This window comes from Candidatus Palauibacter sp. (assembly GCF_965237495.1).
GTDB lineage: Bacteria > Gemmatimonadota > Gemmatimonadetes > Palauibacterales > Palauibacteraceae > Palauibacter.
On record NZ_OZ250143.1, the window covers coordinates 1,018,193 to 1,032,640 of the forward strand.

The window sequence follows — 14,448 nt, forward strand, 5'->3', positions numbered from 1 at the left end:
TTCGCCTCATGCGTAAAGCGTAGCGTGACGGGCAACGAGCCGTCAAGAAGAGTATGCCTGCGGCGGCCCTACCGGCGGTGGCTCACGCGCCGCCAATCAATGGTGCCGCCGACCTGATGGTTTCCAACCGCGTCAGCCCCGCTGCTTCAAGCCGCTGGTTCAATCGGGGCAGGTCGTCGCTGAGTAGTCGCCGAAGGATCCCCATCCGGGTGTCGAGTTCGGCGGAGAGTTCGTTGAAGACCGCCCGATACGCGCTGATCGGGGTGCCGTCTCCCCGCTCCAGGTGGCTGCGCAGTCCGGTCAGGCGATCGTTGAGCTTGATAGGGAAGGCGATCTTGTCCTTCGGGCTCTGGTTCCGGAGTTGGTAGAGTTCTCCCGCGACCGCCTCGATTCCCGCCGCGAAGCCGGACACCTCGTCCCGGAGGCCCACGTCGTCCGCCCTGCTGACGATCGCGTCGATCTGGGAGAGGAGATCGCGCACCAGGATGACGCTCTCGTTCGCCCGGCTCTCGGCATCGCGGATCGCCATGGCGAGACGGAACTGATCGGTGAACGCGGCGGCGGGAATGTCGCCGAGCCTCGGGTCGGGATTCACGTCGAACGTTGCCTCCCGGGTCGAGCCGTCGATGGTCAGTTGCGCGAGGTAGCGACCCGGCGGCGCCCAAGGCCCCACGCCCGGGTCGCCGCCCTCAAGGACGATCCCGGGAAACGTCACCGCGCCCAGGTAGCGGAGGTCCCAGCGGACCCGGTGCGTGCCCCGATCCACCGTCTCGTCGACGAGGGTGCGGACGTGTTCGCGTTCGTCCGTGAGGATGTCGAGCCGCACGTGCCTCCCCGGCGCGTTCACCCGGAAATCGATGACCGCGGGGACGGATCGCCGAAACGCGTCGGCCGGCCGGAAGAGGTGTACGTCCGCGCCGGCGACCTGCGCGTCGAGCTGCCGCAGCGTCTCGATGTCGTCGAGGACCCAGAAGGCGCGGCCGTGGGTGCTGATCACGAGGTCGCGCGCCTCGACCGAGAGCCCAGTGACGGGCGTATCCGGAAGCTGGAACGACAGGTCGCTCCAGCTCGATCCCCCGTCGAGGGAGACGAACACGCCGCGCTCGGTGCCCGCGTACATGAGCCCCGGGCGCTCGGGATCCTCCCGGATGACGCGCACGAAGGCGCCATCGGGGATGCCGTCGCCGATCCGGGTCCAGCTCGCCCCGTAGTTGTCGGTCCTCCACGAGTACGGCGCCCGGTCGTCCATCTCGTACCTGATCCCCGCCACATGCGCGCTCGCGGGCCGATGCGGAGACACCTCCACGCTCATCACGCGCGTGTGCGGGGGCGTGTCCGGGGGCGTGACGTCCTCCCAGTTGTCGCCGCCGTCCCGCGACACGTGGACAAGACCGTCGTCGGATCCGGTCCAGATCGTCTCCGGTTCGTGCGGCGAGAGCCCGATCGAGTAGAGCGTGCCGTAGATCTCGGGCCCGTCCTGGTCCTTGACGATCGGGCCGCCGGAGTCGTCGAGCGTCTCCGGCTCGGCGCGCGTCAGGTCCGGGCTGATCTTCGCCCACGTCTCACCCTCGTCGACCGATTTCCACAGGTGCTGCGATCCCACGTACAGCGCATGGGGCGGCGCCGGCGCCACCGCGATCGGGTAGGTCCAGTTCCAGCGCTCGGGCATGTCCCGCGCCGGCTCGCCCATCACGATGCGCGGCCACGGCTGGATGTCCGTCGCCATGCCGGTCGCTCGGTCGTAGCGGGTGAGCGTGTTCGTCGCGCCCGCGTAAAAGATGTTGGGGTCGGCGGGGTGTGGCGCGATGTAGCCGCTCTCGCCTCCGCCCACCGGGTACATCCATTCCGTGCTCGCGCCCCTCGGGTCCCGGAGATGGTTCGGCTCGGACGACACGCACACGGTCGTGTTGTCCTGCTGCGCGCCACACGCGTGGTAGGGGAAGTCCGCGGTCGTGGCCAGGCGATAGATCTGTGCCGTCGGATACCGCATCGAGGTCCACGTGCGGCCCCCGTTCACCGTGACGACGCCGCCCCCGTCGTTGCCGTTGATCATGCGCAGGGGGTTCGTGGGGTCGATCCACAGGTCGTGATGGTCGACGTGGGACTCGGGCACGCTCTCGAGTGTGAGTCCGCCGTCCGTCGAGCGCATGAGTCGGAAGTTGAGGATGTACAGCGTGTTGCGATCGACCGGGTCCGCCTCGAGGCGCTGGAAGTAAAAGGCGCGTTGCCAGATGTCCCGATGGCCGTTGATGAGGTCCCACGACGCGCCTCCATCGTCGGACCTGTACAGTCCGCCCCGCTCGGCCTCGATATTGGCCCATACGCGATTCGAGTCCGCGCCCGAGACGGTTACCGTGACCTTGCCCAGCATTCCGTCCGGGAGGCCCGGGTTACGCGTGAGTTCGCTCCACGTGTCGCCGCCATCGGTGGACTTGAAGATCCCCGATCCCTCGCCGCCGCTCCACAGGCGCCACGGCCTGCGATACACCTGCCACAGCGTCGCGTAGAGGACGTCCGGGTCGCTCGGATCCATGGCGAGGTCGACGGCCCCCGTGCGCTCGTCGCGGAAGAGCACCTTCTCCCACGTCCTGCCCCCGTCGGTGGTCCGGAAGAGGCCACGCTCGGGATTGGGCCCGAAGGGATGGCCGAGGGCGGCCACGTACGCGCGGTCGGGGTTTGTCGGATGGATGCGGATCCGCCCGATCGCGTGTGTGTCGGCGAGGCCGAGGTGTCGCCAGCTCTTCCCGGCATCATCGGAGCGGTAGACGCCGTCGCCCTGGAGGACGTTGGCGCGCAGCTGCACCTCGCCCATGCCGATGTACACGACATCGGGGTTGGACGGCGCCATCGCGACCGCGCCGACCGAGGCGCTGCCGACCTGCCCATCGGTCACCGGCGTCCAGGTGGACCCGCCGTCCGTCGTCTTGAACAGCCCGCCGCCGGTCGCGCCGAAGTAGTACTCGAACGGCCGCTCGGCATGGCCCGCCACGGCGATCGAGCGTCCCCCCCGGTCCGGCCCGATCGAGCGCCACTCCATGGGCGGGAGGACCGAGACCAGGTCCTGCGCTGCGAGCCCAGGGGACAGCGCAGACAGCAACATCGCGACCAGCACCAGACGCAGGGGCATCGGCCTCCTACCTGATCTCGTTGCGGATCGCGGCCAGTTCCTCGGCCGCGCCCGGGGGTGGCTGCGTGAACAGGCTAACGCCGATCGTGACGGCGAAGCCCGCCGCGAAGCCCGGGAGCATCTCGTACAGGTCGTAGAAGCCCTCCTTGAAGAGGACGACCCACAGCATCGTGACGAGGAAGCCGGCGATCATGCCGGCCACGGCGCCGGCGCGCGTCGTGCCCGCCCAGAAGAGCGAACACAGCACGACCGGGGCGAACGCCGCCGCGAGGCCGGACCAGGCGAAGAGGACGAACCAGAAGATCGCGCGCTCGGCCGTGAGCGCGAGCACCAGGCCCGTGAGCCCGAGCACGACCGTCACGGCCTTGCCCAGCACGGAGAGCGCGCGCTGGCGCGCGTCGGGACGGAAGATCTTCTGGTAGACGTCCCGCACCGCCGCGGAGGAAGCGAGGATCAGCAGCGAATCGGCCGTCGACATGATGGCGGCGAGGACGACGACGAGGACGAGACCCGTGAACAGATCCGGCAGCAGTCCCGCCGCCATGGCGGGGAGCGCCGTCTCGGGGTCGGCGAGGGCCGGGTAGAGGACGCGGGCGGCCATCCCCGTGAACACGGCCCCGAGATCGAACACGATGATGCAGCCGACGGCGATCGGTCCCGCCTTCCGGATCTCGTGCTGGTCGCGGGCCGCGAGGAAGCGCGCCAGAAGCTGCGGGGCGCCGAGGAACGCGAGCCCCACGCCCACGAATCCGGCCGCGCTCGCGATGCCCAGTGGGGTGAGTCCGAGCCCGCCGCCGAGCCGCAGGAGGTCGGAGCCGGATGCCTGCAGTCCCTCGAAGGCCACGAGGGGTTCGGCCGCGCGCAGCCCGTCCATGAGTGCGCCCCAGCCCCCGACCGCGCTGATGCCGACGAAGGGGAGCACGAGCAGGCACGCGAACATGAGGACGCCCTGCGCGAAGTCGGAGTACGCGACCGCCTTGAACCCGCCCACGACCGTATAGAAGAGGACCACGGCGAGGCCGAGATAGACGCCCGCGTGGTATCCGGTGCCGAGGAAGGCGTCGAACGCCTTCCCGGTCGCCGTGAGTTGCGCCCCGACGTAGAAGGCGACCATGGAGAGGACGATGACGGCCCCGACGATGCGGAAGCTGTGCGTCTTGTCGTGGAAACGGTCCTCGAGGTAGTCGGGGACCGTGATCGAACCGTAGCGGTCGGTGAAGGCCTTGAACGGGCGCGCCACGTAGGCCCACGCGAGGGCGACGCCGAGCACCTCGCCCAGCACGACCCAAAGTGCGTGCATGCCGAGCGCGTAGCCGATCCCCGTGAGCCCGAGCAGGAGCCAGGCGCTCTCTCCGGTCGCGTTCGAGGAGAAGGCGAGGACCCAGGCGGGAAGCTTCTTCCCGGCCGCGTAGTACCCCTTCACGTCGTGCGACTCCTTCCCGCCCCACACGCCGATGACGAGGAGGAAGAGGAGATAGACGACGACCACGCCGATGATCACGGGCGACATCCTATTCCTCCCAGCCGGAGTCGACGGCGGCGACCATCTCGAACGGTCCGGCCGGCCAGCGGTAGCAATCCTTCATCAGGCGGTCCACCTGCTCGGGGGTCGCCACGCCCTCGGCCACGATCTCGCGCGCCTCGCGCATCGCGGCCGAGAACACGCGGTTCGCGACGAAGCCCCAGGCCAGCGGCTGGTCGTGCACGACCTCCGGGTTCTTGCCGCAGCGGCGGGCGAGGGCCACGACGGCATCGCGCACCGTGTCGGCGGTCCCCCGGTGGACGACGATCTCCGCCACCCGGATCACGGAGGCCGGCGTCGCCCAGTGCCACCCGATGACGCGCTCGGGCCGGTCCGTGGCGCCGGCGAGGCCCCCGATCGAGAAGCCGGAGGTGTTGGAGGCGAGGATCGCGTGGGGCGGGGCGGCCTCGTCCAGCCGGCGGAAGAGGCGCGTCTTGAGCTGGAAGTCCTCGTACACCGCCTCGATGACGAGGTCTGCCTCCGCCGCGGCTTCGGCGAGGTCGGTCGTGCCAGAGAGCCGGCCCAGCGCGGCCGCGGCGTCGGCGGGGTTCACCTTGCCGATCTCGACGCCCGTCCGGATCCCGAAGCGCCCGTGCTCGATGCGCCTGGCGGCCCGGTCGAGCGCCCCCTCGTCGAGGTCGTTCATGACGACCTCCAACCCGCCCAAAGCGAGTACCTGGGCGATCCCCGCGCCCATGAGCCCGGCCCCCACGACGGCGGCGCGCCCGATGGGGTCGACCGTCACGTCCCCGGCCCCGGCCTCCTGCTCGGCCGCCCTCGTCTGGTGTACGCGAATCCCCGCCAGTGGATCACTCATGGGCTTCCCCGGTGTCGTCGTCGACATCTGATCGGCGCCCGGTCGGCACCTCGGCAGCAGCAGGCTCGCGGCTGCGATCGTCCGGCGTCGGAGGATGCCACGCCGTCCCGCCCCCCGGAAAGGCTGTCCCTCGGACTCGCCCCCTCCGCGGACCTGTCAAACCGCAATAGAAATGTCCGGGGTTAGGGCGCAATAGAAATGTCCTCCCCGGGGGTTCCGGTTTTGGCCCCGGCTCCGGTCGTTTCGGGGATGCGGGGCCGTTCGTTTTCGTTGGATATCCCTTCTCTCTCGCGGCGGAGGTGCCGGCGTGCGATGGCCTGTTGGGCACTGGCTTGGAAGTGCTTGCGCCAAGGGTGGTCCGGAGCTGGCTTGGGAGGTGCGGGCCGCGGCTTTGCCGGCTTGGCGGGCGCGTCGTTGGGGGAAGCGGCGGAGGCTTGGCATACGGGTTCGACCTCGAGGTAGCGCTCACCGAAGCGGAAGCGGACCTCACCGTCGAGGCGGCGCTCGACGACGATCTCGGCGGACGGGGCGATGCCGCCGGCTTCCCGCTCCGGGATCTGCCAGCGCCGCTTGGCGAACCGGATGGTGAAGTCGCGCGCCACGAAGCGGGCCATGAGCAGCCGGCTCGTCGCGTCGTCGTGGATCGAGATCAGCGTCTGGCTCCCCGGCGACCTCTCCTCCAGCCACGGGTGCACGGAGCTGTCCCACTGCCCCAGTTCGCCCAGCGCCGCCCGCCTGGGCCGACGGCTGCGGTGCCGCGCGCGCCGCCGGCGCCGCTCCCACAGCCCGGCCTCCAGCATCCACCGCCGAAGCGTGTCCGGGCTCACCACCACCGCGAAGCGCCGCCCAAGGTGCTCGGCCAGCAGCGTCGGGCCGAAGTCCGCGTACAGCGGATCGGCCGCCACCGACAGCGCAAGCTCCCGCACCGCCGCGGGCAGCGACCGGTTCGATGGCCGCCCCTTGAGGCCGTGCACCGCCGCAGCGTCACCCTCCGCCTCGAACCGCCGAAACAGACGCCGGAAGTGACGAGGCGTCACCCCGAGCCGCGCCGCCCCGGCCGCTCCCGTCAGCACGCCTTCGCTCACCTGTCGAAGTACCGACACGCGGTCCCTCTCCCTCAAACTCAACTCCATCAGCTCCTCTCCCGGACCATGTTCGAAGCCCCCAAACCGAACATGGACCGTAAGAGGACATTTCTACTGCGCTAAGGGAGGACATTTCTACTGCGGTACGACAGCCCCCTCCGCGGACCCCTTCCGCCCGCGCGCAACCCTCCCCATCTTCGGTCTGTCTCCGTAGCGGAGACCCCGCGCGGACGTCCACTGGAGCGAAATCGATGAGACGGTACCTGGTCTTTGCCGGTGTGAGTCTGATGGTCCTCGCGGGTTGCGGCGACGCCCGCCCCCAAGCGGAACTGATGGCCGACGCGGCCGCGGACGTCGAGGCGATCGAACTGGAGCGGGCCATGGTCCGCTACGACTCGGCGCGGACACGATCTCCGGATGACGCCGAGGCGCACCGGCAGTACGCGACGCTCGCCAACTACTTCAGCCTGAACGCGGAAGCCGCGGAGGCGTGGGAGCGCGCACTCGAACTGGAACCCGGAGACGCCGCTGGCTGGGAGGCGTACATCCGTGCCCTCCGCTGGGCCGGCATATTCGAGACCGACCGCCGGTATGGCGAGACGATCCTGCGAGTTCTCCCCGAGGCGCTCCGCAACGCGCCGGACCGCCCCGTCATGTACGACGATGCGGAAGAGGCGGCGTCGGATCTCGGACAGCTCGACGCCTACGCCGCGATCCTCGCCGAGCATGGGGCGACGCGCAGCGACGACCAGATCCTGCTCCACGCCCTGGGGTCGCTCCGCATCGCACTCGCCGATCAGGATGAGGGTGACCGGGGCCAGGTAGTGAAGGATTCGATCGGGGCCGCCCTCGACGCGCTCGCCGCCGAGGCCGAAGGCGATCCGAACGTTCCCGCGCCGCTCCTGTACCGGCTTGCGGCGGGCTACGACTTCCGCCTGCTCCGGCGGGAAGACGACGCGGACCGCTGGCTGGAACGTCTGGAGGCCGCCCCCGACCGTGGCAACCTGGCCGACGACCTCCGCTACTGGGATCTGGCCATCGACTGGCAGGACGCCCTGTACGGCGACGCCGAGGGCGACCGGTGGGACGAACTGTCCCGTCTCATCGCCGAGGGACTGAAGTCGCCGCAACTTTCGGAGCGTGCCGCATGGTTTGTCCGCCGCTACGCGACCGTACAGGCGGAGGTGATGGCCTCCCTGGATCCGGAGCCGTCGTCATCCGAACTGAACTACCCGCGCATCGCGGCCGAACCGCCGGGTCCGGCGCTCGATCCGGACGTCGCCGAGTCCCTGTTCACCGCCGTGATGGATGAGATCCAGTGGCAGGACGGAGTCTACGGTTCCAAGCTCGCCACGCTGCTCTACTTCGGCATCCGGCCCGAGGTCGTGCTTGAGAAGGCAGTCGCGCTCGAGGAGGCGCTCCGCGCGCATCGCCCGGGATACCTGTATCCGGGAAGCCGAGGCCAGGAGCGGGAGACGTCACGCCGGAGTTTCATCGATCAGGCGCGCGTGATTCAGGCCCGTGCACTCACCCAGCTCGGCGAGATCGAGGCGGCCGGAACGCTGCTTGAGGAGCTTGCCACGGAGTCCCGCCGCAGCTGGACGCTGGCGGAATACGGCCGGCACCTACTTCGCGAAGATCGACCCGCGGAGGCGCTCGATGTCTTCGTGGAAGCCACCGCCTTCCGCGGATGGTACCGCCCCGCCGCCGTGGAGACCGCCGAGGCGATCGGTCTGTCCGAGGAGGCCGTGGAAGAGCGACTCGCAGTCCGCGGTCCGGCAGTCGAGAGAGAACTGGAACTGCGGGAACTCGGCCAGCGTCTCGAGCGCGAAGCGCCGGAGTTCGCCCTCGCGGACCAGACCGGGGTCGAGTGGCGGCTGAGCGGCCTCGAGGGGAAGATCGTCGTGCTCAAGTTCTGGGCGACGTGGTGCGGCCCCTGCATCGAGGAGTTCCCCCACTTCGTCGAACTCCTGAAGACGTATGAAGAGGACGAAGATGTCGTATTCCTGACCGTGGCAACGGCAGGGTCTCCCCGCGAGCAGGTCGCGCAGCAGATCGAAGATGGCGGCTTCACGTTCCCCGTCCTCTTCGACGAGCAGGGACTCGCCCTCGACTACGAGATCCTCGGTTATCCGACGACGCTCTACCTGGATCAGGCGGGGCTCATCCAGTTCAAGCGCGAAGGCTTCGAGGAATCCGGCTACGAAGCCGGCGTCGCCCGCCGCATCGACGCCCTCCGCAGCGACGCCTTCTAGGTTCCGACTACCCGCACCCTCTTGCGCACGTGGCCGACGGGCGGGCAGAAGGGATCGGTGCTCTGGAGCATCACACTGGCCACGATCCAGACATCCCTTGCCTCGGCCGGGGCGCGGTAGACCACACGGGGGGTCCCGTCGCCGACACCATCAAGCTGCCCGTACCTTCCGAGCACGCGGTCCCGACCGGTGTAGTACCATGGAACGCAATCCGACGACGTGGGCCGATCCGTGTTCCGGCCGCAGAGCCACCACTCCACGTTTTGTGGCATTCCCCCCTCGAGTGCGCAGCGTTCCCGCGGGAACGCCTCTTCAGCCGCGCCGACCGCGCGTCCGCTCGGCGACGAGGGCGCCGCGGCGGATCTTGCCGGCCTCGTCGCGGGGGAAGTCGGGCACGAGTTCAAAACTCTTCGGCACCTTCCAGGAGACGAGGCGCGCGCGGCAGAACGCCTCCAGGGCGGCGGGCGACGGGGAGGCGCCGTCCACGGGGAGGACGACGGCGTGGACGCGCTTGCCCCACTCATCGTCGGGGAGGCCGATCACGGCCACGTCGCGGACATCCGGGTGCTCGGTGAGGACCGCCTCGATTTCCTGCGGATAGATGTTTGCGCCGCCCGAAATGATGAGGTCGGTGCGGCGGTCGGCGGGGAAGAGATACCCCTCCTCATCGACCCAGCCGAGATCGCCGACGGTGACGAACCCGTCGGGGGTCGTCGGGGCGGGCGGGGAACCCCTGTACTCGTAGTCCGGGGGGGCGCCCGAGGCGAGGCGGAAGTGGAGTTCGCCCACCTCGCCGGTGGGCAGGTCACGTCCGTCTTCGCCGAGGACGCGGACTTCGCAGCCAGCGGGACGGCCGACGCTCCCTTCGTGCGCGAGCCACTCGTCCCCACGGATGATCGTCGCCCCGATCGCCTCGGTGGCGCCGAACGCCTCGAACACCTTCTCCGCCCCGACGAGATCGATCCAGCGCCCCTTGACCCAGGGCGGGCAGGGCGCGGCCGTGTGCATGAGCCCGTCCAGGGCGGAGAAGTCGCGCTTCTCGATCCCTTCGACCCGCGCCATGCGGAGCATCATGGTGGGGACGAGTGTCGTCCACCCGATCCGGTGCCGCTCGAGGAGGTCGAGGGCCAGCGCGGCGTCGAAGCGCTCCATGAGGACGACGGTCGAGCCCTCGAACAGCGCCCAGTGCGACCAGCAGTAGGGCGCGTTGTGGTACAGGGGGCCGGGGACGAAGACGTTCTGCCCCTCCCGCATGCCGACGCGCCCGCCCAGCCCCCGGAAGGTGTCCCCGGGTTCGGCGGCCCAGGGGCGGGGGTCGATGATGATCTTCGGGCGGCCGGTGGAGCCGCCCGAACCGACCGCCTTGCCGGGATGGGAGATGCGGTCGGGGAGGGGGCCCGGATCGAGGGCTTCGGCTGGCTCGAGGTCCGCGTGTCCGAGCACGGGCAGATCCGGCAGATCCGAGTCCGCGAGATTCCAGTCGGCGACGACGAGTGCGGGGTCCGCGAGGGCGAGGAGTCCGTCGCGTTCCGCCGGCGGGAGGCGGGCGCTGAGGGGGAGGACGCAGGCCCCGAGCTTCCAGCCGGCGAGGGTGGTGAGGGTGTGTTCGGGACAGTTGTAGAGACCGATGACGAGCCAGTCGCCCCGCCGGAGCCCGCGGGCGGCGAAGAGGCGGGCGAGGCGGTTGCTCGCGCGGTCGAGTTCGCGCCAGGTGTAGCGGCGTTCCGTCCTGTCGCGGCGGGCGAAGACGAGCGCCGGGGCGTCGGGCCGCTGGCGGGCGAGGTCGCCCAGGCGCCGCCCGTACGAGATCGCGTCGGGCGAGATCGGGCCTTCGACGTCACCCACCGCGCGGCCTCCGGGGGCTCAGTAGAACTCCGTCATCCACGGGGCGGGGCCGGCGAAGGCGGCGCGCAGCGTTCGGCGGGTGTCCGCGTCGACACCGGGGAGCAGCCCGGCCCGGGCGGCGGTGTCGGCGTCGAGTTGCCCGGTGAACAGCGCGGCCAGGACGCGGACGTCGACGCGAGGGGCCGACCGGGCGGCCCGGGATGCCGGCCCGGCCGGGGAGCCGTCGCGCCCCGGGCCGCTCACGCGGGCCCGCCCGTCCGCGATGCGGACGGCGACAGGACCGGCGTTGGCGGGCAGCACGTCGTCCTCGATCCACAGGCGCAGGTCGGCCTCCACGTCCTCCGGATAGCCGCGCGCCGCCAACGCCGCCGGCACGTCGACGAGCCGGAACATCCCGGCCATCCGCCCGGCGAGGGTCGGCGCGAGTCCCGTGAGCACGAGTTCGATCGGATCCGCGGGCGGGCCCGGCCACAGGAGCCGCTGTCCCATCCCCGCGTGGCCCCGAACGAAGTTCAGCAGCGCCGCCAGAGCGGCGGGCCCGTCCCAGTAGAAGTCGCGGCAGTCCAGATCGAAGCCGTACGGCAGCGTGCCCGACGACGGCTCGTGCGTGTAGACCATGTAGCCGCACACACGGCCCCCCGATCGGGCCACGTACCGGTACGTGGTGCGGCCGAAACGCGGGGCGAGGACGCGCTCCTCCCACCACGCCTCGTCCCGGTCGAACGGTCCGTTCTCCCCCGCAGCCCGGCTCCGGTAGAAGGCCGACACCGCCCCGAGATCGTCGTCCTCGAACGGCTCGACCGTCACCCCCGCGGCATCCGGCGGAGGTCGCCACGCCAACTCGGAGATGGGCAGGGCCCGCCGCTGGTGGGCGGAGGCGAACTCCCACCCGTAGCGCCGGTACACGCCGCCGTGGACGGGGAAGAGGCTGGACACCGCGACCCCCTCCTCGCGCAGCGTCTCGATAACCTCCCGCAGCAGTGCGCCGCCGTACCCGCGCCCTCGGGCCTCCGACGCGACCTTGACGGAGGACACCGCCGCGCACGGCACGGCGCGCCCGCCGAAGAACTGCCCCAGCTTCTGGACCCGCAGGGAGCCCTGGACCGTCCCCCCGTCCTCCACGACCCAGCCCTGCTCGAGCGGATAGTTTCCGGCGATCGCGATCCGCTCCGGAGGGAGCATGAACGCCTGCTGCTGCAGGTGGGCGACCCGGGCGCGGTCGCCTTCCGCCAGCTGTCGGACGATCGTCACGGAACCAGGTCTCGTCGCTCGGGAAACGACCCGTCCCCCGCTCCGTTTCGGGGGGACGACGAACGGGGCACATTACCGAGGCCGGACGGACGCCGCACCCGGAGTTCACGCGGGAGAGCCGATGTCGACGCTGGGACCCGTCACGAGAGCGCACCGGTTCGACGAGCGACGGCTCGCCGACTATCTGTACGCACAGGGTCTGGACGACTTCCGCGGCGGACTGACGGCCCTCCAGTACCAGGGCGGGCAGTCCAACCCCACCTACCGCCTCGAAACCGGCGGAGGGTTTCGTCCTCCGGAAGAAACCGCCGGGCGACCTCCTCCGCTCCGCGCACCTCGTCGAGCGCGAGTACCGCGTGATGAAGGCGCTCGCCGAAACCGATGTCCCCGTCCCGGCGATGCTCCTCCTGTGCGAGGATCCCGACGTGATCGGGCGGACGTTCTTCGTCATGGAACACGTCGAGGGGCGAGTGCTCCCCGTCCCCGGCCTTACCGAGGCGGCGTCGCCCGCCGAACGGACGGCGATCTACGACGCGATGAACCGGACGCTGGCACGGCTTCATTCGGTCGACTGGCGGGCGGTCGGCCTCTCGGACTTCGGCAAGCCGTCCAACTACGTGGCGCGCCAGATCTCCCTCTGGACGAAGCAGTACGAGGCCGCACGCCACCGGGAGATCCCGGCGATGGAGGCGCTCATCGAGTGGCTTCCGGAGCACATCCCCGACGGCGAGGGGACCACGGGGAATCGGGAGACGACGATCGCGCACGGCGACTATCGTCTCGACAACATGATCCTCCATCCGACCGAGCCGGAAGTCGTCGCCGTCGTCGACTGGGAACTGTCGACGCTGGGCCACCCGCTGGCGGATCTCGCCTACAACTGCATGACCTGGCACCTGCCCGACGGCCCGCTGTGGAAGGGGCTGGGGGACGTGGACTGCGCGGCCCTCGGCATTCCATCGGAAGAGGACTATGTGGCGGCGTACTGTCGGCGGACGGGGCGCGACGGGGTGCCGGACTGGAACTTCTTCATGGCCTTCGGGCTCTTCCGCCTCGCTTCGATCTGCCAGGGCGTGTATGCGCGCGCCATGCAGGGCAACGCGAGTTCGCGGAACGCGCTGGAGATCGGGCGGAAGGCGCCGATGCTCGCCGAGACCGGCTGGCGCATCGCGCGACGCGGCTGAGCCACGCCCTTCCGGGGCAGGGGCGCCGCTTTCGCCGCTACGTGACGCCGCCGCGGGGAAGAGGCGGCGCTCTCAGCCTCGAAGCTCGAGCTTCGCGATCGCCTCCAGATGTACCTCGTCCGGGCCGTCGGCGAGGCGCAGGGTGCGCGCGTGGGCGTAGGCGGCGGCGAGCCAGATGTCCGGGCTCACGCCGAGCGCGCCGTGGACCTGGATCGCCTGGTCCAGCACGCGGCACGCCATGCGCGGGGCCACGACCTTGATCATCGCGATCTCCCGCCGGGCGGCCTTGTTCCCGACCGTGTCCATCATGTGGGCGGCGTGCAGCGTGAGGAGGCGTGTCTGTTCGACCGCGATGCGGCCCTCGGCCAGGGCGTGCCGGAGCGCGCCCTTCTCGGCCAGGGGGCCCGAGAAGGCGACGCGCGTCTTCGCCCGCTCGGCCATCGCCTCGAGCGCCCGCTCGGCGACCCCGATGAGCCGCATGCAGTGGTGGATCCGCCCGGGCCCCAGCCGTCCCTGGGCGATCTCGAACCCCCGCCCCGGCCCGAGCAGGATGTGATCCTCCGGCACCCGCACGCCGTTGAACCGCACCTCGCCGTGGCCCACCGGCGCGCTGTCGTATCCGAACACGTTCAGGTGGCGCACGACCTCGACCCCCGGCGCGTCCCGCGGTACGAGCACCATCGACTGCTGCAGGTGGCGGGCCGCGTCCGGATCGGTCTTTCCCATGAAGATGAAGATCCCGCACTCGGCCCGGGGCGCCTGCGTGGCCCACCACTTGTGCCCGTCGATCACCCACTCGTCTCCCTCGCGCACGATCGACGAGCGGATGTTCGTGGCGTCCGAGGAGGCGATGTCCGGCTCCGTCATCGCGATCGACGACCGGATCTCGCCCGCCAGCAGCGGATCGAGCCAGGCCGCGCGCTGCGCCGCTGTCCCGTAGCGGGCGAGGGTCTCCATGTTGCCGGTGTCCGGCGCGTTGCAGTTGAAGACTTCGGGCGCCCACTCCACCCGCCCCATCGTCTCGCAGATGAGCGCGTACTCGAGGTTCGAGAGGCCCACCCCGTAGCGGGATTCCGGGTCGCCGCCGGGCTCCGCGTCCGGGGGGAGGAAGAGGTTCCACAGTCCTTCGTCCTTCGCTCGCCCCTTCAATTCCTCGAGGATCGGCGGGGTCGAGAACCGGTTCGCGGCCGCCTCGAGTTGGTGCTCGAAGGTGGTCTCGTTGGGTTGGATCCACGCTTCCATGAAGTCGCGCACGCGCTCCTGGAGTTCGAGGGAGCGTTTCGAGAACAGGGCCGGAGCGTTCCATTCGGCGTTCATGGGTCGGCAGGACTCCCTTCGGACGCGAGGCACGGGGGACGGCGA

Annotated in this window: 8 protein-coding genes and 1 pseudogene; 2 read left to right on the plus strand and 7 right to left on the minus strand. The window is 70.3% G+C overall.

The features are described from left to right. Positions 1-82: 82 nt before the first annotated feature. From ACPXY0_RS04310 to ACPXY0_RS04325, 4 genes are all read right to left on the minus strand, one after another. The gene (locus ACPXY0_RS04310) at positions 83-3,127 is read right to left on the minus strand and encodes a VPS10 domain-containing protein (RefSeq protein ID WP_423928799.1); all 3,045 of its coding nucleotides are present in this window, start codon (positions 3,125-3,127) and stop codon (positions 83-85) included. 7 nt (positions 3,128-3,134) lie between these two features. Further along, positions 3,135-4,637, minus strand: a complete 1,503-nt coding sequence (locus tag ACPXY0_RS04315) for a sodium/proline symporter (RefSeq protein ID WP_423928801.1) — start codon at positions 4,635-4,637, stop codon at positions 3,135-3,137. A gap of 1 nt (position 4,638) precedes the next feature. Then, complete coding sequence (locus ACPXY0_RS04320) at positions 4,639-5,466, minus strand: 3-hydroxyacyl-CoA dehydrogenase family protein (RefSeq protein ID WP_423928803.1); 828 nt, start codon at positions 5,464-5,466, stop codon at positions 4,639-4,641. Positions 5,467-5,648: 182 nt separating this feature from the next. Beyond that, positions 5,649-6,599 carry a helix-turn-helix domain-containing protein gene (locus tag ACPXY0_RS04325; RefSeq protein WP_423928805.1) on the minus strand — a complete coding sequence of 317 codons (951 nt, stop codon included), beginning with the start codon at positions 6,597-6,599 and terminating at the stop codon, positions 5,649-5,651. A gap of 203 nt (positions 6,600-6,802) precedes the next feature. Here ACPXY0_RS04325 and ACPXY0_RS04330 point away from each other — a divergent pair, with 203 nt between their 5' ends. After that, the gene (locus ACPXY0_RS04330; RefSeq protein WP_423928807.1) at positions 6,803-8,806 is read left to right on the plus strand and encodes a redoxin domain-containing protein; all 2,004 of its coding nucleotides are present in this window, start codon (positions 6,803-6,805) and stop codon (positions 8,804-8,806) included. A gap of 312 nt (positions 8,807-9,118) precedes the next feature. Here ACPXY0_RS04330 and ACPXY0_RS04335 read toward each other — a convergent pair whose 3' ends face one another. Further along, positions 9,119-10,651, minus strand: a complete 1,533-nt coding sequence (locus ACPXY0_RS04335) for an AMP-binding protein (RefSeq protein WP_423928809.1) — start codon at positions 10,649-10,651, stop codon at positions 9,119-9,121. An 18-nt stretch (positions 10,652-10,669) separates the two neighbouring features. Beyond that, positions 10,670-11,902: a GNAT family N-acetyltransferase gene (locus ACPXY0_RS04340; protein ID WP_423928811.1), complete on the minus strand. Its 1,233-nt coding sequence runs from the start codon at positions 11,900-11,902 to the stop codon at positions 10,670-10,672. A gap of 121 nt (positions 11,903-12,023) precedes the next feature. Between ACPXY0_RS04340 and ACPXY0_RS04345 the strand changes: the two are divergent. Next, positions 12,024-13,086: pseudogene (locus ACPXY0_RS04345) on the plus strand (phosphotransferase). A 72-nt stretch (positions 13,087-13,158) separates the two neighbouring features. Here the strand turns inward: ACPXY0_RS04345 and ACPXY0_RS04350 are convergent. Beyond that, positions 13,159-14,403 carry an acyl-CoA dehydrogenase family protein gene (locus ACPXY0_RS04350; RefSeq protein ID WP_423928813.1) on the minus strand — a complete coding sequence of 415 codons (1,245 nt, stop codon included), beginning with the start codon at positions 14,401-14,403 and terminating at the stop codon, positions 13,159-13,161. Positions 14,404-14,448 lie beyond the last annotated feature (45 nt).